Origin of the sequence: Psychrobacillus sp. INOP01, assembly GCF_018140925.1 — a bacterium.
GTDB lineage: Bacteria > Bacillota > Bacilli > Bacillales_A > Planococcaceae > Psychrobacillus.
In genome coordinates this window covers 3,243,620-3,264,210 of sequence record NZ_CP073315.1, presented here as the reverse complement: position 1 = coordinate 3,264,210, position 20,591 = coordinate 3,243,620, and the positions used below count along the sequence as shown (strand labels likewise).

The window sequence follows — 20,591 nt, the reverse complement described above, 5'->3', positions numbered from 1 at the left end:
GGAATGGTGTGTGTTCGCGAAGCCAAATTCGGCCAGTGAGAAATTGTTGCAGTTGTTCGTTCATGGGCATTCTCCTAATTAGTTATTATTATACCAACCGAGTCCCATCGAGCCTTCACCAAGGTGCGTACCAATCACTGGACCGAAATAGCTGATTGTGAAATCTACGTTTGGCATTGTTGCTTGGAGTTCGTTTTTCCATGCGATTGCTTCGTTTTCGTTGTTTGCATGGATGATTGTTGCTTTTACGCTGTTGAATTGGTCAGCATCTTCCTGAAGCATGTCCGATATACGTTTCATCGCTTTTTTGCGCGTACGGACTTTTTCGAATGGAACGATGACTTTGTTTTCGAAGTGCAGTATCGGTTTAACTTGCAGAACTGAACCAATAACACGCTCAAAGCCGTTAAGTCTTCCACCGCGATGGAGATGGTCTAGATTGTCGACCATGAAGTATGCACGCATCGTTTGTTTCATGTTATTTAGCTGTTGCATAATGGCGTCTGGAGTAGCACCTGACCCAGCCATTTCAGCGGCTTTTAGTACGTAGAAGCCCTGGACCATACAGGAAAGTTCTGTGTCGAAAGTGCGTACATCGATGTCGTCTACCATTTCTCCTGCTTGTACTGCTCCAGCAAATGTTCCACTGATGCCACTTGATAAGTGGATGGAGATAACTGCATCGTATTCTTTCGCTAGTTGTTCATATGTTTCGATAAATTTTCCAAGAGCAGGCTGGGATGTCTTTGGGAGAGCACCACCATTTCGGATTTTATCGTAGAATTCTGTGGTGCCTAAGTCTAGTTCTTCTTGGTAGGTGTTATTTCCGATGACAACGCTTAGCGGCACCATATGAATATTCAGTTGGTCACGAATTTCTTTCGGGATATATGCGGTGCTGTCGGTTACGATTGCTGTCTTCATTTTATAAATCACACTCCTATTTGTAAGTTTACTGAATAATTGGTTGAAATGAAAGCATTAAAAAGCCCCAAACATGATATTTGTCATATATGTATGGGGGAAGAGTTTTTATTCAGTTGTTTCGCCAATGTAGTAAACACTGGAGACTAGCCATTTATCGTCTTCGTTGACAAATACAGTTACTTGGCGACCGTTTTGGTCTAGCTTAGCGCCTGTGTCGGTTTGCTTTAGTGAAGTGTGAATATTGGAGAATACTTGGGCTTGCGATTTGTCGTATTTGATGATGGTGATGTTATCCGCTGTACGTATCGTGTCGTAGTCGTTGAAGGTTTTTTCAACCATAATTTTTTCATCATCGTAGTTGAAGCCTTCAGGATTTTTGGAGATTGTATTCATGTAGCGCTTAATATCTTCTTCGTTAAATGATTCCATGTATTCGGTGAAGGAATCGATTAATGCCGTTTTTTCTTTTTCTGGTACATTAGTCGCTTCTTCAATATTGCCACCTGACAATTCAAAGCCTACATTGGTTTCGCTTTTGTCTTCCGCACCATGATCTGTTGTGACCTGTGTGTTCGTTGGAGCGATGTCACCTGCGGAATTCGTGTTTTGGTTTGTTTCTTCGTTACTATTGCAAGCTGCCAGCGTTAGTGCAAAGGCTGCGAGTGTAATCGTTTGGAATATTTTCATGTATGTCTCCTCCTGCTGAAGGTTATTTTGTCATAATTAGGACGAAAACTCAATTAATAAGTTCCCATTACAAATAGGTAGAATATTCCGTCATTGGAATGTAAGATATAGGTTGAAAGGAGCTGAAGTATTGAGTGGACATTTCGCTTTGTTGAAGAGGCTACCTGAGGGATCTGGTATGGTTGATTTTATTCGGGAAGAGATTCGAAAACAGGAGGCTGGAATGCGTGGTGAGAACCGGCTTGTTGATAGATTGAAGGAGTTACGTTTGTGCGGTGAGTTTCAAGTTTTTTCGGATGTCTGTTTGGAGCTAGATGATTGGAAAGTGCAAATCGACTGTATTGTTGTGACCGACCGATGTTGTATGTCCTCGAGTCGAAAAATATAAGTGGCCGCTTGTATTTTAATGAAGAACTTGATGAATTTTATAAGGAAGAAAATGGAGTAGAGACCCCCTTTTCTAATCCATATTTTCAATTGATGCGACATATTCGCTTCATGAAAGAATTTCTACGTAAGACCCTTCCACAGATTAAAGTGACTGGTGCTGTCATCATGACCTCTAAGTCCTGCCGCATTATGCAAAAGCCTACCCATTATCCCATATATAAGTTAGAGAGCATGGTTGAGAGAGTGACTCAGATGTACAATAGTTGTAATAGTACTAGTTTTTCGGATGGAGAGTTGATGATTCTTGAAAAGCTCATACGAGAGAGTAGAACTACTTTTGTGTATTCACCACTTTGCGAATATTATTGGATTCCTTCGAGTGAAATAAGGATGGGCGTGGAGTGTCCGAGTTGCGGAGTGTTCGGGATGCAGCGTGTACATACAACATGGCGTTGCATGGCTTGCAGAAAAAGTGATCGTTATGCACATATATCAGCGGTATGAGATTACTTTTGGATAATTGATAAAAAAATTACTAATAAAGAGTTTCGTAGATTTTGCATGATAGATTCGAAATATGCTGCTTCACGCATGTTAAATAGTATGGATTTGATAGCTCATGGGTCTGGTCCTAGTCGATACTTTTTGGAGAATAAGAAGAAGTGATGGATTGGTGAGTGACGTTTTTGGTTGCGCAACTTTGGTGGAGTTTCTCGCAACATTAGGGAACTTTTGCGCAACAGTCAATTCGATATGCGCAATGTTTTTCGGACGCGCAACGTTCGGAGGGGTTTACGCAACTTCCCTGTGGTTTCTCGCTACATTAGTAGTCGTTTGCACAACATTACCTCTTTATGGCATTATTTTTCCAAAACAAAACCCCTCTCTTGCACATGCAAGAAAGGGGTTTATGATTAGCGAACTTCAACCCAACCGTTTTTGATGCCGGTTACTACGGCTTGGGTACGGTCGTTTACGTTCATTTTTTGAAGGATGCTGGATACGTGATTTTTCACGGTTTTTTCGGAGATGAATAGTGTTTCTCCGATTGTGCGGTTGCTTTGGCCATCTGTTAGTAATTGTAGTACTTCACATTCACGTTTTGTTAGTAAATGGAATGGACGACGAATTTCTGTTTGATGGAAGTTTCCTTTGTTTTCGCGCTCGCTTAGGCGACGGAATTCAGCTACTAGGTTACGTGTTACTTTTGGATGTAGGTATGATCCGCCTTTTGCTACTACTTTGATAGCTGAGACAATGGCATTGGCATCCATTTCTTTTAACATGTATCCAAGTGCACCTGTTTTTAATGCATGTGATACATAGGATTCATCGTCATGGATAGATAGGATGATTACTTTTGCTTCTGGGAATTTTTCTAATAATTCTCCTGTTGCTTCTACTCCATTTTTAGTAGGCATATTAATATCCATTAATACTACATCTGGTAGATGCTTTTCATAAAGGTTTAGGACGTCATTGCCGTCGTCACCTTCTGCTATTACTTCGAAAGAGTCTTCAAAATCTAAAATACGTTTTACTCCCTCGCGAAATAGTTGGTGATCATCTATGATTATTATTTTTGTCATGTTCATTTCCTCCTATAATTAAAAAGCCGTATTTACTATTCCTCATTTAATGGGATACTAAACAAAATAGTAGTACCTCTGCCAGGGGATGAAATAATTTTCATCGTTCCCTCTAACAAATCCACTCGTTCTTTCATACCTATTAACCCAAAGGATTTTTCTTTTGCAACCTCTGGATCAAATCCAGCCCCATTATCTTTGACGATAATATTTATCTTTTGTTTCAACCATTCTACTTTCACCCATGCTTCTGTAAATTTCCCATGTTTCGTTCCATTTGTTAAACACTCTTGGACTATGCGGAAAATGGCTACTTCAAAATTGGTTTCTAGCCTTTTCTCTTCTCCAAAAGTTTGGAAATTAATCTTACCTTCTGGATTGTATTCTTCGATTGTCGTTATATATTTTCGAAGCGTTGGTATTAACCCTAAATCGTCCAATGCCATTGGTCGAAGGTCGTAAATGATACGACGTACTTCTGATAATGCATTACGAACCATTTTTTTAAGATCAATAATTTCTTTCATCGCTTCGTCTCCACCACGCTGCTGATATGTAAGATTGATTAAATCTGTTCTGAGTAGTACATTCGCTAGCATTTGCGCGGGGCCATCATGAATTTCCCTTGAAAGTCTTTTGCGTTCTTCCTCTTGTGCTTCGATAATTTTCAAGGTGAAATCTTGTTTAATTTTTGCATTTTCAAGTGCTGCTCCTACATTTTTCAAATCGGATGTTAAGTAATTCATGACGATATTCACCTGATTGACCAGATGATCGGCACGTTCAATCATTTCCAACAAGCCCTGTAATCTGCGTTCTAAATCGTCTCTTCGATGTCTTAGCTGTCGTTCCTCACTACGTTTGATGAGAAGATTTATTTGAATTTCATTTGCATTTTCATAGGCTTGGCGAACTTGTGGTTCATCGTATGAGTCAAAATTCTTAGAGACTTCTGCTAATCGATTTCTGGCAAGCTTCGATTTCGATTCGAGCATATCTCCTTCAATTATAACCGTCTCGATATCTCCACGAATAATTTCTAACTCCACTTTCATTTCTTCAAAGCTTTGTCGACTTTGTTCGCTTATAATGAATATATCCTTCTTCGAATGATCCATCACTTCGACCATCCGATCGAAAATAACATCTAACGATTGTTTTTCAAAATTCTTATTCGTCATCTGTTTTTTTCTCCTTTATGCGTCCAAATGAGTCCTCATTCAATAATGATGACAAATCCTATTATAGCACTAAGTGACTAAAAATAAATTAAAATTACTTTACAACTATGTTTCAATAGAATCAGGAGGGGAAATATATCCATGAGAAAAGATTACCATACTGTACAAGGCAATGGGGAGAGCGAAATCATCATTCAGAAATCACGTTTCATTACTTACGTGAATCGAGCCGAAACTGAAGAACAAGCACAAGATTTTATCAATAATATCAAAGAAAAGCATAAAAGTGCTAATCACAACTGCTCAGCATACATTATTGGGGAGCATGACAATATACAAAAGGCAAACGATGACGGTGAACCAAGTGGAACTGCGGGAGTACCAATGCTTGAGGTGCTCAAAAAGCAAGGACTTCAAGATACAGTTGTTGTCGTCACTCGTTATTTCGGTGGCATCAAACTCGGCGGAGGTGGACTTATCCGTGCTTACGGGAAAGCTACTACGGAAGGAATAGATGCTGCAAAAGTAGTGAAACGTAAACTGCATCATCTCCTGAAGGTTTCTATCGACTATACTTGGCTAGGAAAAGTAGAAAATGAAGTACGTAACTCTGTCTATCCTTTAAAGGAAATAAATTATGCAGATCTTGTAGAAGTTCTAGTCTTTACGAAAGCAAATGAAGAACCAACCTTTATTAACTGGATGGCCGAGATCACTAATGGGCAAGCGAAAATAGAGCTTGTCGAAAAAGAGTTTCTAGAATTTGTGATGAATTAAATTTACCTATTATCAAATCCATAGTATAATAAAGGACATGGCAAATTTAATGAAACTATTTTGTCGATTCTTCGTCCTATGAGAGTTATCTAGAATAAAGGGAGATTAAAAAATGAATAGAAGATCATATAAAAAGGAGAAAAAGAAAAGTAGTAAAAAGCGTAAAATATTAACTGTTTCATTGATAATAGTTGCGTCGTTACTTATTTCTTTAACTACCTATGCAGCTTACTTAACCAAAAAGGCCGAGACCGCTGCGGACAATGCTTTCGAAGTTGTTGATCGTGTAAAACCTCCATTGCGTGACGAGAAGGTCGAACCTATAAATGATAATATTTCTGTTCTCTTTGTAGGAATTGACGATAGTGAACAGCGTGGTCAAGGTGACACAAATAGCCGTTCTGATGCATTGATGCTTGCGACCTTAAATAATAAATCCAAATCTGTAAAATTAGTAAGTATCCCACGTGACTCATATGTTTATATTGATGAAGTTGGGTATAAAGATAAAATCACACATGCTCATGCCTATGGTGGAACTAGAGCTTCAATAGAAACAGTCGAAGATTTACTAGAGGTGCCAGTAGATTATTATGTGAAGATGAATTTTGATGCATTTATAGATGTAATAGATGCTTTAGGTGGAATCGAAGCTGAGGTTCCATATAAGTTATTAGAAAAAGATGAGAACGATCAACGAACTGTACAATTAGAGCCTGGGTTACAGGAACTTAACGGTCGAGAAGCATTAGCTTTAGCAAGAACTCGAAAACTTGATAATGATATCGAACGAGGTAAACGTCAACAAATGATACTTTCTTCGATCATCAAGAAAGCTAGTTCAGCTTCTTCTTTTACTAAATATGGTGATGTGATTGAAGCTGTAGGAGATAATATGAAGACAGATTTAACATTCGATGAAATGAAATCCTTCTTTGAGTACATAAAAGGAGGTATTCCACAAATCGATACCCTAACACTGGACGGTTATGATGATATGTCTACAGGGACATATTATTGGAAGCTAGAAGAAGAAAGCCTAGATGAAACTAGAGATATTCTGAAAAGTCACCTTGGATTACAACCGGAAACAAGCAATATTTCAGATAACATCTCGGATACAGATAGTAATTACGCAGCAGATGATCGTCAATAACATAAAGGAGCTATGAAGAATTTTCTTCATAGCTCCTTTTACAATATTGTGGAGGTAAAAACAAAAATAGCCTTTCATTCTATATACTAGAATGAAAGGCTATTTTTTCATGATTTACCTATTGTTTTCACTAAATTAATGAGTGGTCTATAATTCTTCCCTGCTAAACCAATTGCTTCTACAAACAACTCTATTGCTACAAGCATGATAACTAGTAGTAGGATTGCTCCCCACATCGTTGCTTGTGAGAATATCAATGCTGCGATTCCAAACATAGCTGCTATCGAATAAATAATTAGCACTGTTTGACGATGCGTAAATCCTGCATTCAATAAACAATGATGTAAATGAGATTTATCTGGAGCCATTAATGGCTGTTTTGAACGATATCTTCGAACAATCGCGAAGAATGTATCCGAAATAGGCACACCAAGCATGATAATAGGAATGATCAAGGCAAACATTGTTATCCCTTTAAATCCAAGTAATGCGAGCACTGATATCATGTATCCAAGGAATAATGCACCCGTGTCTCCCATGAATATCTTCGCTGGGTAAAAGTTAAATACTAAGAAACCTAATGTGCTAGCAGCTAGTATAGCCGCCATTGCTGCAACGAATGGAGTTCCCATTATAATAGCCATTCCTGATAGTGTTAAAAGTGCTATCGTAGAAACACCTGCTGCTAAACCATCTAAACCATCGATTAAATTTATTGCATTTGTGATTGCAATAATCCACAAAATAGTAAGAGGGATTGCGAAATAACCAAATTGTAATTGATAGTCTATAAATGGTATGGTTATAAACTCAATTTGAAGGCCACCATATATGGCAACACTTGCGGCTGCTAGAAGCTGCCCAAGTAATTTTGCTTTTGCAGTAATCTCAAACATATCATCTAAAGCACCTGTAATGATAATGATTAACGCTCCAAGTAACATTGCTTTGTCATGTTGGCCATCTGGTCTATATACGACAAAAGCGACGACAAAGGACAAAAAGATAGCTAGTCCACCAAGTCTTGGCATAATTTTAGCATGGACTTTTCTATAGTTTGGTTTATCTACTGCGCCAACTCGAAACGCTAATTTTTTTACAAGTGGTGTAAATAGTACGGATGCGACAAATGCCAACACAAGTGTAAAGGCAAGCATGTCTCTCCTCCTCATCTAAATCTGTAATAGTAATAGTTATAGTCAAATCCAATACATTATATCATGGATATTAACTTCGTATCATTTATTTTTTCTATTTATTAAACGTTTTATACTGCTATTTAGTTTCATCCAAATTATATTTGCTTCATTCACTTTAAGCAATAGGAAGAAACACACATAACTGACTCCAAATATACTCAATCCTGCCAAAAATGTTAACCACTTAGAAGATAATAGAATAAATTCACTTGATAAATATGTAACTACTCCCACTAATAAGATTGCTATGAATATCTTTCCTATACCATTATTCCATTTATTAAAAAATGATAATTGATATTTTCTACTAGCATATATAGATAACATTATGAAATTAATAACGGAGGAAATTGATGTACCCCATGCAATTGCCATTGCACCAATGGAATCGATGAATAAATAAATCACACAAATGTTAATGACAAAGACATTAATAATACTAAATACTACTGGTGTAACTGAGTTCCCTTTTGCATAATAGAATCTCGTCACATACGTATTTGCCGCTAAGAAAAACATCGTTAATAAAAATACTTTTAAAATCGGCGTAGTAATCGTAGTAGAGGCTTCATCGAACTTTCCGTATTCGAATATGACCTGAATTAGGTTTTCAGCATAGAAAAATGAAAAGATCGTAACAGGGATTAAAAGCATAACTAAATATCTAAGCCCTGTTGTATATATGCTTTTTATGGCATTATCATCTTTTTCCCCAACTTTTTTACTCAGCATTGGATAAATAACTGTCGTAACTGCTGTCATTAATATTGCTTGCGGAAATTGAGTAAGCTTCGTCGCATAATTTACTGCCGAAACAAACCCGTCTGAAAGTGTTGCTGAAAATATACGTTGAATGAGTGCATAAAATTGAATAGTTGCTCCACCAAGCATAATTGGAAGTGCAAGCTGCCAAAGTTGTTTTGTTGTCCAGGTTTGTTGAAACGATATACCAATTGGATACTTCTCCAGCTTTCTATACCCGATTATAAGGAATCCAACCATCATAATTGCACTAACTAAAGCACCAATTCCATACGCGATGGGTCCAATCCAATAAGAACAGACAACTGAAATGATCAAAAATGCTGCATTGTATAAAAGAATGGAGAAACTAGATAAATGAAACTTGCCGTTTACATTTAACAGTCCACTAAACCAAGTAGATAAGACTAAGAAAATCGTCGAAGGCATCATCCAATAAAACAAACTCGTAGCGAGCCTTCGTTCCTCATCAGTCATTTCTTCGAAGAATAAATTCAAGATTGGTTCCGTTGCCACTAACATTAGTAAAGTGATAACCAGTATTGTCGTAACTACAGTAGTAAATGCCTGCTTTACAAATAATCCTTGATCCGTTTTGTTTTGATTGTAAATGGATATAAACGCAGTTGTAAAGGCACCACCAATAACTAAATAGAGGAAATTTGGAAGTGTATATGCTGTGAAAATACTATCTGCCATATAACTTGTACCGTACTGATATCCAATAATCATTTCTCTTAAAAAACCAAACAACCTAGCAATTATATTAATAACAGCTACTGCTCCAACAATTTTTAAAAATGTATTCACTGTTTAATACCTTTTTGTACGGCAGACTCATAGATTAATATAAGATTTTTAATAATATTTTTTTCATCATGCGTATATAATACCTTCTTGGTTGCCACATGGTTATAATAGTTTTCAGCTTCCAGCGATTTTAACATTTCCTCTTTCAACGCACTCACATTTTGCGATTCCACTAAATGACCTGCGTCGTTTGCTAAAAGGTCAGACAGTCCACCAACATCCGTAGCGATAACCGGTGTACCACATGCGATAGCCTCTAAAGCAACTAAACCAAAGCCTTCTATATGAGAAGGTAGGACAAACACATCACTTGCTTGAAACCATGTTACAAGGTCTCGTTGTTTGACAGGATCAATTAATAGCACATCATCATTTAAAAGCGGTTCAATTTTTTCCATAAAGGATACATCACGACGAGAGCCAATTATCGCTAGCTTTACTCGCTTACTTGTATTCAATTGAACCTGTTCAAAAGCTTGAAGTAATTCTTCCACGCCTTTTTGTTTAATAACGTTTCCTACAAAAGAGAATATGAATTCATCTGGTGATAAATTTAAGATCTTTCTAGCATCCTTTTTATCGCCTTCTTTGAAAACCTCTCGGTTAACACCCATGCTCATAATAGTAATTTTTTCTTTAGGTATGTGAAAATCTACTTCTATTTGCTTTGCAAGTATCGGTCCAACTGCAATGACATGCGAGCTTTCTTGCAAAATCCGAGTCGTCCATTTTCGAATAGTGGCGTTTTTCTTTGCCATTTTTTCAATATCGCCGCCGTGGGCAGTTACTACATAGGGAATTTTAAAGATTTTTTTTAACAATAATGAAAAGACTCCTGATGGAAATACATAATGTGCATGCGTAATAGAAATACTCCCTTTTTGGAATAATCCTTTTTTCATTACCTTCATAGCCCATAAAACATACTTCTTCAGTGCGTTTTTCATCCCCGTTGATGGGTCGGTATTTACCCCAATTTCAACGTTCATACCAGCTTTTCTTAAAGCTTCAACCTGGTTTTTCACGAAGATTCCATAAGATAGATGATTGGAGGTAGGATACATATTACTAATGACAAAAATTTTCTTCATATTATCTCACTGCCTTCGTAAATTGTGAAACCCCATTTTGTGCTTCTTCATTAAAATGAAAGGAAAGTTTTTTTGTATTTTCAATGGTTTCATCCCAGTCGTTCTTCATCTTACTAAAAGCATTGTTGAACATAAGCTCATCCTGTTCAATACTATCCATACTAAAACAGAACTCCTCTAAGCCTGCTAAATGCATAAAATCATTTACTTTGTTATGGTACGAGACTGCAATGATTGGTGTAGCTGTTGCAGTTGCAAGTATAAGTGAATGTAATCTAGTACCAATAACAATATCTTGTGCATTCGCTATTTCAAGTATTTCTTGTGGCATTAAATTTCTATCGATAATCTCCACTTGCTCTTTGTGTTTCATAGAGTTCATGATATGTTTTGTCGCATCCACATCTTGAGGAAATTTAGTTGCAAAAAAAGTAAATTTAACTTCATGATGCTCCGCCAGTTTATCTAAATTTTTTGCCATGCTATTGATATATGCCTTGTATTTAGATTCACTGCCCTGTGGCCAATAATTCGAATTGAAAAATGGCACTGCAGAAACTCCTATTCTAGTTGGAGTTGAATTATAAACTTTCGAAGTTGTTTGTAATGTAAAAGCTGGATCTCCTATAATGGTGATCGGTCTTTTGACACCAATACTTTCTAAAAGCTGCTTCGATTGTGGGTCTCTGACAGATATACTATCGGCAAACCCACACATAAATCTTAAGCTCCATTTTCCCATGAAGGTGTGGATAGGACCTGCACCACAGCCATATACAACGTATGGTACACTCATATTTTTGGCCATCAATGCATAAGTTCCGAACAATTGCGCCTCTCTTTTATAAAAGTCCATAAGGATTCCACCACCGCCAATGACCAACAAATCTAGCGATTGAATATATTTCCTATTTTTTTTGTACGTATGTATAAAAGTATTAATATTCCTCCCTTTTTTATAATATAGAGGATAACTTTTTACGCCATATCGGTTAACAGTTTGTTGAGGATTGTTACTGAAAACCGTAATATCTTCTATTTGTACAGGGAAAGTATGTAATAATTGTTGGAGAATGCCTGAAAGAATTGCTTCATCCCCATTATTATTATTTCCATAGTTCCCCACAATCCCTATTTTCATCTATTTAACATCCTTTTGTCTTTATAATATCTGATTATAACATAATAAAAGCCTCGCCACATACGATGGAGAGGCTTTTATTATCTATTGAATTATTCTATATAAAAATACACTGAAATGCATTCTAGTAATAGGGTTTTCCGGCTTATATGTTCCATCCTTGAAACCAGTGGTCACTCCGCTTGCAGTTAATGTATTTATATCATTAACCGCCCAGTGTGTACTAGGTACATCTGTAAATTTTTTATCTGTTGTTCCCGAAAGATTATATGCATTAACTAATATTTTTGCCATTTGAGCTCTTGTTAATTTACCATTCGGGTCAAAATATCCATTTTCTTTCCCATTTACAATATTTAAATTTGCGATAGCAGCAATTTCTTTATAATAAGGATGTGTTTTTGGCACATCTTTGAAATTCGGGTCGGTAATTTTGTCTAAATTCAAGCCTTTTACTCTACTTATCAGTACAGCTGCATTTGCTCTAGTGATATTATTATTTGGTTTAAATGTTCCATCCTCGTATCCATTTATATAACCTTTACTAGTTAAATAGTTAATCTCTGTTATATACGGATTTGTACTTAGGATATCAGTAAATTTTGAAGATACGTTTGATTTAACTTCTATCCCGACGGATACTTTTTTTGTACCTAACTGCGCAACTACTTTACCTGTTCCTGCTTGGTTACCAGCGGTGAATACTCCTGCTGATGTTATAGTACCAATACCACCTTCAACTGACCATTTCAGCTGTTCTGGCGAATAAATCAATGACTTGTTATCTGCATCCGTTGCATTTGCAGTAAATGTCAGCTTGCTATTAATATTTGCTGATTTCGCACTAGCATTAATAGTCAAATTAGTTGGTGCAGAAACGATTGTTAGAGGAAATGATTGGAACGCAGTTTCGTAATTTACACGAACTCTATCAGAACCTTCCTTTAAAGCGGTAAAGCTTGTTCCATTGAACGATACTAAGTTATTATCTGACGCATTTACTATCTTGCTAGAACTAACTGTAATAGGATTGTAAAATTCATCTAATATATAGTTTATTTTATAGGATGAAGTTGCACCTACTAACATAGTTCCAATATTAGAACGAGTAAGATTGATAGAACTTGGCTTACTTGTCGGAGCTGTACTGATTGCCTCTAAGATTGCTGAAACTCTTCGTTGAGATCCTGCGGAAGGGTTATTTGCTAGAACGACTGCATTACTTCCATAGTTTCTTATACCCATAGTCGTTGAACCACCACCATCGAGATTAAGCGCACGGTCAACTCCAAGACTAACTAGGTAATCAGCAAATTGGGACATATTCATCCCTTTCTTATTTGCGCCATCTACCGTTACAAGATGAACTGTCTTTTTGTCTTTACTAATTGCTATTGCACTACGTGAAGTGACCTGTGTTGCTCTAGCACTTGATAGATTCATCGTAACATGTTTCTTTCCATCCTTCACTAGCATAGGACCACTTGCTAGCATAAACTGTGAATCTTTCCACTTGGAGTCAATATCAAATTCAACTGATACTTCTTCTCCTATCTTCATCTTATCTCCAATAGCACGCCATTCTGGACCATGGAAAGATAGGACAAAGCCATTCTTAGGTATTGCCACTTTTGCGGTAGAGCCCATATGAGTACTTTTTACTTTCCCAGTTATTGTCTGACCATAGTATGTAGAATTGATAGCTGTATCGGATTCAAAAACTACTTCTATACCATATTGATTTGAATCTGTAGTTGTTTTTATATTTTGTGGAGTAAAAATAATTGCCTCATCTGCACGTCTTTCTCTATTCAGACCAGATAAATCATAGGTCAAATTATCATAATTCAACTTGATATCGAAATCATAAAGATCTATTTCGGCATTTCCGTCAGCGGTTACACCAAAAGCAATCGGTTGGTTGAAATATTCTGTAGTTGAGTCTAATAGAACTCCTCCATTTAATATTTCATTTTGCTGAGAGATTAAAAACAGAGGGTATCCCTCACTCATGTCGAAAAATGCTGCATTTACTGCACCAACAACTCGATTACCTTCGACGGAGTCTCCTGTTGCGATATTAGTTGTCGTATCCTTACTACTAAAATCTTTTGGCAATCCAATGTTTACCTTTGTATAAGCATCATTTAAATTAATAGCTAAATGATTAATAGAATTTACTCTAGCCCCAGTATTTGTATATTGTTTGTACTGAACTCCAGAGGATAACTTCATATCTTTGTTTACTGTTTGAGCAGCTAATCCTTGTAGAGGCATCATAATCATAAGTACTAGTAACATTAAAATAATCTTAAAACCTTTTATTTTCATAATTAACACGCTCCAATTTTATTAAGAGCTTACACCATCCTTTCATTCTAATAGAATCATAACAAAGTAAAGGTTTGAATTCTATGTTCCATTTGTTTCATTTATATAGTCTTTTTACCATATTTAATAAAACTAGAGACCTTTTACTCTTAAAGTAATCCTTCTATTCTGTTAAAATATGAGTCAAGTTACAATAGAAAGGTGCTATATTATGAAAAAGATAATTATTTTTGCAATTACGTTACTTCTCTCCTTCAGTATATTTACTAGTCCAAATGCGTCAGCAAGCACTTTTACAGGCAACTCACATGAAAAGTCACTAACCTATTTGGCAGAGAATAACGTTTTACTTCCCGATAAGGATGGAAAGTACTATCCATATCGTTCTGTTACTAGAGGAGAATTTGCTAGTTACCTAGCAAAAATTTTAAAGTTACCCGCAAGCAGCGAGAGTACATTTACGGATGTATACTCTACGAATCCATTTGCTAAAGATATCCTTAGTGCTGCAGAAGTAGGCATAATAACAGGCTATCCTGATGGAAGTTTTAAACCAAATAATATTATTACACGTCAACATATGGCCGTTATGATCTCCCGGGTTTTAGATTATTTAGTAATACCTAAAAATACTGGTACTTTAACCTTCACAGACTCTAAAGATATTTTAGAAGAGTACATAACTGACGTTTCTATAGGGGCAAACCTAGGTATTATAAAAGGTAGCACCGAAGGAAATAAAGTATTCTTTTATCCACAAAAAAGTACAACAATAGCTCAATCTGCAACCTTTATATACAGATTGGTTGAAGTTGCAAAAGAAAATGGATATACAGACTTTCCAGATTTCTTCTCCTTTGAGGTAAAAGAAATAGTAAACAAGCAGTTAGTTAACGGTAAGCAATATAAGACATTTGAAGATGCGCAAAAGGGTGTTACCAAATCCAATCAAGTCATTGAACGCAATGGAAAAATTATTAAGATGCCTTCTGGTCTAGTAATTACAAACGGATACACAGTCGTGTATAGCCACCCTAAAGAAGAATCCAGATATGTTACAACTTCTGCAACTACTGATACCGAAATGGAATACCTTGGGACAGAGGTTGTAGAGGATTACTCTGGAAAGAAAACATTCTGGGCTAAGGTACAATATGCTGATCGCATCGGGTATGTAAAACTAGATAAAGCGACGTTGAAACCGTATGTTTTATTAACAAATAGATCTTACTATAGCGTTTCAAACGGAGAATTAAAACATACTATTTTTTATAACTCAACTAATAGAGAAGCATCTTATATTATCGGAAAAGCACCTTCCGTACTACAGGAAGGAAAAAAATATTATAGCTGGAATGGTTATACTTTTTTTAATGAAAATAATACAACGATAGCTGGCGAATACTTTAACTACTATCAATTCCTACCTGCCCGTTCTAAAACGAATTATACTGCCGAGGAAATAGACACGTATATTATGAGTGAATTAACACGACTTGAAAATCTTTATACGCTATATCCGACAAGCTATCCAATTTACAAAGATGCAACGCTAAATAGTAAGTTAGTAGGATTAGGAGAAGTGTTAAAACGAGCAGAAGAAAAGTATCAAGTTAACGCTCTTATGATTCTAGCGCTTGCTCAAAACGAAAGTGCTTACGGATTGAGTAATCAAGCTTTAACGAACAACAATCTTTTTGGTTTATATGTGACAGATACAAATCCATTAAACAAAAAATTCACATCAGTGGAATCCAATATTACAGAGTTAATGGAAAAATTTTGGAATTTAAATTATATTCCACCTACTGCAGGTTATGCAAATGGTGCAGTATTTGGAAATAAAACAATCGGCTTTAATGTTCGATATGCATCAGATCCATACTGGGGGGCAAAAGCTGCTGGACAATATTATAAAATAGATAAATCTTTAGGTTATAAAGACGCAGGCACATATAAAATTGGAATGACAACAACTTCTGGTGTCAATGTACGTAAGGATGCATCATTAAATTTCGCAGCAGCATTCACCTATAAGCTTTCAAATATGCCAGTCATTATTATGAATCCAGACATTAATGGTTTTGTTGAAATCCTTTCAGATTCACCTAGTTATCAAAACTTATATATTCATAAAGACTTAGTCCGTGAGCTTAATATAATTAAATAATTTGTATTGAAAGAGCAGTTAAATTCTGCTCTTTCTTTTTTTGTCCACTAAAAGGACATTTCATTTTTAAGGCATAGAGTGAGAGATATATTGGTAGTATTTAAACTATTTTTATAAGCATCTATCCATTGGGGTGTTTCTAATCGGATGTGTGCTGGCCGCACGCTTCGCATGAGCCTTCAAGGATGATCGCTATCGCTCCTTCATCCTTTATGAAGTCTCATTCTTCGCTCTCATGCGGCTTGAAAGGCGCACATCCTAATGACACTAATTAGTAAGGAAATCACTTTCTAAACAAGAAATATAAATAATATTAACCAAAAATTCTAGTGAAGTGGGCATAGAGTATTAGAAATAATGAATAAATTCCCCCAATTATCGAGTAAATAGTCTTTAAGAGCAAGTAAAAACTCGATGAGCGCAAGTAAATGTCACGCTTCATTAAGTATATGGTTAACTAGATATAATCTCTCCTTAGAGTTACCTTCTACACGAATGTGCGCTGGCCGCACGCTTCGCATGAGCCTTCAAGGATGATCGCTATCGCTCCTTCATCCTTTATGAAGTCTCATTCTTCGCGCTCATGCGGCTGGAAGGCGCACATCCTGAATACCGCTGTTAATAAGGAGATTACTTTCTAATATTACAATATATATAGTTGCCAGTAGAGGTCTATTACTCTAGTAAGTCAATATTAACTAGACTCCTCATTGGATTATTTGGCAATAGTTAAACTCATTATTACCACCCTATACTAGTGGTTGATCTTGAATCTATGCTTTGCTTAATCATAATATTAATAATAAGTACTCTGTTAAATTTTCAAGTTTAAACCTACTCACTTATTTGATTGAAGTGGAAGGCGGCGACTCCAGCTGGAAGAGCGTGGTCAGGTGAGACCCCGCAAGGAAGCATTCAAAGGAACGAAGGCTAAGAGCGCCACCTCGTGTGGCAACGCCTTCATGACCAACATCCTGTTTGCCTGAGGAGGCTCACGACCCGTCCGCGGAAAGCGTCCGCCTATAATGGAAATCATTAGTATCATTTTAATACCATTGATTTTAAGAGAATCTTTTATTTAAATACTTGAGATTCTAAATCATTTTCAATAAAAAAGTCTCACACCAAGTTTCTAGTGTGAGACTTTTCATTATATATTTGTTTTAATCTTGTTATTAGTATCTTTAGCTTTACTCAATGCTGCAGTTAATATAACAAATCCGATCATTAGAAGGAATATTAAATCCAGCAACCCGGTATGCATAGAAACTGTAAAAATAGTTAAAACAAAAGCAAATGCGACTGCTTGATAACTATCATAACCATTTTGTTTCACCTGATTATACAACATCGAAATAATAACCCCATAAAGAAGGAAACCAATTGCAACTAATAAGTACCCTCCGTCTAAGAAGAGCTGTCCAATATAGGTTGGAGTCGTAGTTCTTGTTGGTCGAGTTATATACTTACCTTCTTCAACACTCAATGAGTTAACTATTTCTGTAACCTTCATACGAGGTGAAATTTGCTCACCAGGTAGAATAGTAGAGAAAATCCCACCGTGAATTTCACCATTCAGATAATCTTCTTCTTTTGTATACTCAATAATTTTACTTAAAACGATATGTCCAGTAACAGCCTCTCCGTTCAATGAGCGAATCCATTTAGGAACGAGGTTAACTTTTCTTTCAACTGAAATTAACTTTTCTGCTTCTGTCTCAGTTAGTTCAACATCTGGTTGCTCTCTTGAGTTAAAATCCTTAGATGTATCTTCTGATAGTACTCTAAAGAAACCGAATAGCGAGAAGAAAATCCCTATTACTAATAAAGTAGTTAAAAACCAAGTTAATTTGATACGCTTAACAGCATAGTGGAAAATGATAAGACCTGTAAATAGCATCAATATAATTGGTGTTCTATAACCCATCATCAGGAACATCACCATTATTACACCATAGATAACAGCGTATAGAAGCAATTTACCTTTAGTCATATTTTTTTCTTTAATAATTTTTAAAGATAAGAGTAGAATAGCACCAAACCAAAGTAACTGACTTAAAAAGTTTAACTTAGGATCGAGGTTACGGCGCACGGATTCATCTGAAATACCAACGTCTCCACCTGTCATCATTGTAAAATATGCAAGTCCACCTATTATTACAAGTGCCCAAATCATCCAAATTACATACCCTCTAAGAAACGAAAGTCCAAAGGTAGGGAATGTCCATCCTTTTTTATCTACAAAGTAAACTCCTATATAATAACAGATTAACGCTAAGATAACGGATGGCCAGATTGACGTATTTACATTAAATAACTCAAATCGATGAAAATCAAAAAGGCTTATAAAGAAATACAAAACTAATATAAACGGTAAAAAGAAATACGGTGAAAATGTATCGATTTTATTTAAATTCTTAATTTGTTTTTTTATGTTATTTTTCATAATTTAGTAACCATCACTAGATAGATGATGAATTTCCTCCCTTAGATAAAATAGTTTTCACGAATTCGTTGTTGAATAACATGAGAACTAAAAAGTAAACTACTGCACCAGGTAAAGCAATTGTTAAAATGTGTAATAGTGGCGGTAAATCAGCTATTTCGGTAAATTTATCTACCATGTTTATAGCCGCAAACATTGTAGCTGTTGCAATCACTACTTGTAAAGTATTTTTCAATAAATAGAATTTGTTCATACCACCTATCAATTTCCATAATGTTATAAACGTAATTGTGGAATATAGAACTGCAACAATAGAAGTGGAAAACGCTATACCTTGGGCACCGAAATAATTCGAAAATATCCAGTTTGATGCAATGTTAAGAAAAATTGAAATTATACCGATTCTCATCATATAATGACCTTTTTCCAATGTATAAAACCCTTTTGCAATGATCGCCTGGATCGAATAAAAGAACGTAGAGCCTATGTATAAAATTGCATAGGATGCTGTTACTTCAGTTGAAGCAGAAGTAAATGCACCACGTTCGTATACAATACTCACTAGCTCTTCCATTAGAAAGACCATTCCAGTTAAAGCTGGTGTTAGGAAAACAAGTAAATATAAGACTCCTTTTTCTATACCATTACGAAACTTTAACATATTATTCTCTGATCTTGCACTAGCGATAATTGGAAATACGATAGTTGCTATTGTTACAGCAAAGATTGCCTGTGGAATATTAACTAGTCTAAATGCATAGTTTAGATTGGAGACTGTACCCTCTACACCTATTCTAGCTGCGAAAAAAGTATTTACCATTAAGTTTATTTGACCTACTGCTATAGTTAAGCCAACAGGAAGGAAAATTCCATAAAAATCGAATACTTCTTTTCTATCCATTTTCTGTTTCCAGTTAACAAATTTCTTAGGCGTACGATAAACAAATTTAATAAGTAAGCTCAAGATAGTTCCAACTAAATAACCAATTGGCACAGCCAGTATTCCTATTGAATCGTGGAATAGAAGTGTAAAGATAATTGTAACTAAAACTACACTTGTCTGAGAAAAGACAGAAAAAGAAAATTTCTTCTGTGCATCAAAGTAACCTTCATAAACAGCATTTACTCCAACTAATACTACGGAACCAAAATAAATGACACTTGTCCAAATAGCAATTTCCATTCCGCCTTCAAAAGCGGAAAAGCTCGGATAAAATATATGTATAATCGGAGAGCTAAGTAACATTCCAATTATGGCTATTCCTAAAGCTATCCAAAAGGTTCCTTTAATAATATTGGTTAAATGAGATTCTCCCCTACCTATCCCTTCAAACTTATAATAACTTGGTAAAAAAGCATCTTTCATACCGGTTAATAAGAACAAAATGATTGCATTTGGGATCGTCATAGCGGCAAAATATACATCTGCTTTAAAGGAATCCGCAAAATAAGCTGCAATAACAAGATCACGAATCATACTTGAGAATTTTAAAATAATTGTAGATAATAGTAAAAATACAGATGCGAACTTTAATTTATTCATAACTAACCCCACCCATATTGCTAGGAAGTATTAGAACGTCATAATTTATTTTCGAATGCAATTGTTGATAAATAAATGTGGCCACTTTATATACAAGTTTTACGCTTCTTCTAAGCATAATCTGCAAGATTGAAATAATTTTCAATGATGTCATAATGTTGCAGAGCCTAAGGACAAAAACACTCTTCATCTTGTTCTTCCTTTCATTTGGAACATATTAGTCCCTAGATTGCATTTTTTATTATATCATATTTACTTATGAAATACATTTTCGCATTGAAAAGTTTATACCCTTTTTCTTCAAGATGTTATATCGACTAATTTTAACTTTAATACAAAATAGAAACCCTTTAAGAAGTAGTATAATTTCCATGAATGCTCATGGTTTACA

15 protein-coding genes are annotated in these 20,591 nt (G+C 35.7%); 4 read left to right on the top strand and 11 right to left on the bottom strand.

Going from position 1 to position 20,591, the window contains the following annotated elements; translation table 11 throughout:
- Positions 1-78: 78 nt before the first annotated feature.
- Both KD050_RS16000 and KD050_RS15995 read right to left on the bottom strand, forming a co-directional pair.
- On the bottom strand, positions 79-924 hold the full coding sequence (locus KD050_RS16000) for a DegV family protein (protein ID WP_211893327.1): 846 nt from the start codon (positions 922-924) through the stop codon (positions 79-81).
- Between the two features lie 108 nt (positions 925-1,032).
- Positions 1,033-1,614: a nuclear transport factor 2 family protein gene (locus KD050_RS15995; protein ID WP_211893326.1), complete on the bottom strand. Its 582-nt coding sequence runs from the start codon at positions 1,612-1,614 to the stop codon at positions 1,033-1,035.
- A 318-nt stretch (positions 1,615-1,932) separates the two neighbouring features.
- Here KD050_RS15995 and KD050_RS15985 point away from each other — a divergent pair, with 318 nt between their 5' ends.
- Positions 1,933-2,508, top strand: coding sequence for a nuclease-related domain-containing protein (locus KD050_RS15985; protein ID WP_211893324.1), 576 nt, complete (start codon positions 1,933-1,935; stop codon positions 2,506-2,508).
- Positions 2,509-2,918: 410 nt separating this feature from the next.
- Here the strand turns inward: KD050_RS15985 and KD050_RS15980 are convergent, their stop codons facing one another.
- Together KD050_RS15980 and KD050_RS15975 are read right to left on the bottom strand one after the other, a co-directional pair.
- Positions 2,919-3,593, bottom strand: coding sequence for a response regulator (locus KD050_RS15980; protein ID WP_211893323.1), 675 nt, complete (start codon positions 3,591-3,593; stop codon positions 2,919-2,921).
- Positions 3,594-3,628: 35 nt separating this feature from the next.
- Complete coding sequence (locus KD050_RS15975; RefSeq protein ID WP_211893322.1) at positions 3,629-4,774, bottom strand: sensor histidine kinase; 1,146 nt, start codon at positions 4,772-4,774, stop codon at positions 3,629-3,631.
- Positions 4,775-4,915: 141 nt separating this feature from the next.
- Here KD050_RS15975 and KD050_RS15970 point away from each other — a divergent pair, with 141 nt between their 5' ends.
- Both KD050_RS15970 and KD050_RS15965 read left to right on the top strand, forming a co-directional pair.
- A complete protein-coding gene (locus tag KD050_RS15970; protein WP_211893321.1) occupies positions 4,916-5,551 on the top strand; it encodes a YigZ family protein in 636 nt (211 codons plus the stop codon).
- Between the two features lie 112 nt (positions 5,552-5,663).
- Positions 5,664-6,707, top strand: a complete 1,044-nt coding sequence (locus tag KD050_RS15965) for an LCP family protein (protein ID WP_211893320.1) — start codon at positions 5,664-5,666, stop codon at positions 6,705-6,707.
- Positions 6,708-6,814: 107 nt separating this feature from the next.
- Here KD050_RS15965 and KD050_RS15960 read toward each other — a convergent pair whose 3' ends face one another.
- From KD050_RS15960 to KD050_RS15940, 5 genes are all read right to left on the bottom strand, one after another.
- Positions 6,815-7,864, bottom strand: a complete 1,050-nt coding sequence (locus tag KD050_RS15960) for a glycosyltransferase family 4 protein (RefSeq protein WP_211893319.1) — start codon at positions 7,862-7,864, stop codon at positions 6,815-6,817.
- A gap of 81 nt (positions 7,865-7,945) precedes the next feature.
- Positions 7,946-9,478: a murein biosynthesis integral membrane protein MurJ gene (murJ, locus tag KD050_RS15955; protein ID WP_211893318.1), complete on the bottom strand. Its 1,533-nt coding sequence runs from the start codon at positions 9,476-9,478 to the stop codon at positions 7,946-7,948.
- A complete protein-coding gene (locus KD050_RS15950) occupies positions 9,475-10,569 on the bottom strand; it encodes a glycosyltransferase (RefSeq protein WP_211893317.1) in 1,095 nt (364 codons plus the stop codon). Before KD050_RS15950 ends, murJ (KD050_RS15955) begins: the two co-directional genes overlap by 4 nt.
- A gap of 1 nt (position 10,570) precedes the next feature.
- Positions 10,571-11,710 (bottom strand): polysaccharide pyruvyl transferase family protein, encoded by a 1,140-nt coding sequence (locus KD050_RS15945; RefSeq protein ID WP_211893316.1) that lies wholly within the window; start codon positions 11,708-11,710, stop codon positions 10,571-10,573.
- An 84-nt stretch (positions 11,711-11,794) separates the two neighbouring features.
- Positions 11,795-14,041: an S-layer homology domain-containing protein gene (locus tag KD050_RS15940; RefSeq protein WP_211893315.1), complete on the bottom strand. Its 2,247-nt coding sequence runs from the start codon at positions 14,039-14,041 to the stop codon at positions 11,795-11,797.
- A gap of 211 nt (positions 14,042-14,252) precedes the next feature.
- Between KD050_RS15940 and KD050_RS15935 the strand changes: the two genes are divergently transcribed.
- A complete protein-coding gene (locus tag KD050_RS15935; protein WP_211893314.1) occupies positions 14,253-16,211 on the top strand; it encodes an S-layer homology domain-containing protein in 1,959 nt (652 codons plus the stop codon).
- 1,150 nt (positions 16,212-17,361) lie between these two features.
- On the opposite strand, the gene KD050_RS15930 is transcribed toward KD050_RS15935, so the two are convergent.
- Positions 17,362-18,657 (bottom strand): oligosaccharide repeat unit polymerase, encoded by a 1,296-nt coding sequence (locus KD050_RS15930; protein WP_211893313.1) that lies wholly within the window; start codon positions 18,655-18,657, stop codon positions 17,362-17,364.
- Positions 18,658-18,673: 16 nt separating this feature from the next.
- Positions 18,674-20,200 (bottom strand): murein biosynthesis integral membrane protein MurJ, encoded by a 1,527-nt coding sequence (gene murJ, locus KD050_RS15925; RefSeq protein WP_211893312.1) that lies wholly within the window; start codon positions 20,198-20,200, stop codon positions 18,674-18,676.
- Positions 20,201-20,591: the final 391 nt, after the last annotated feature.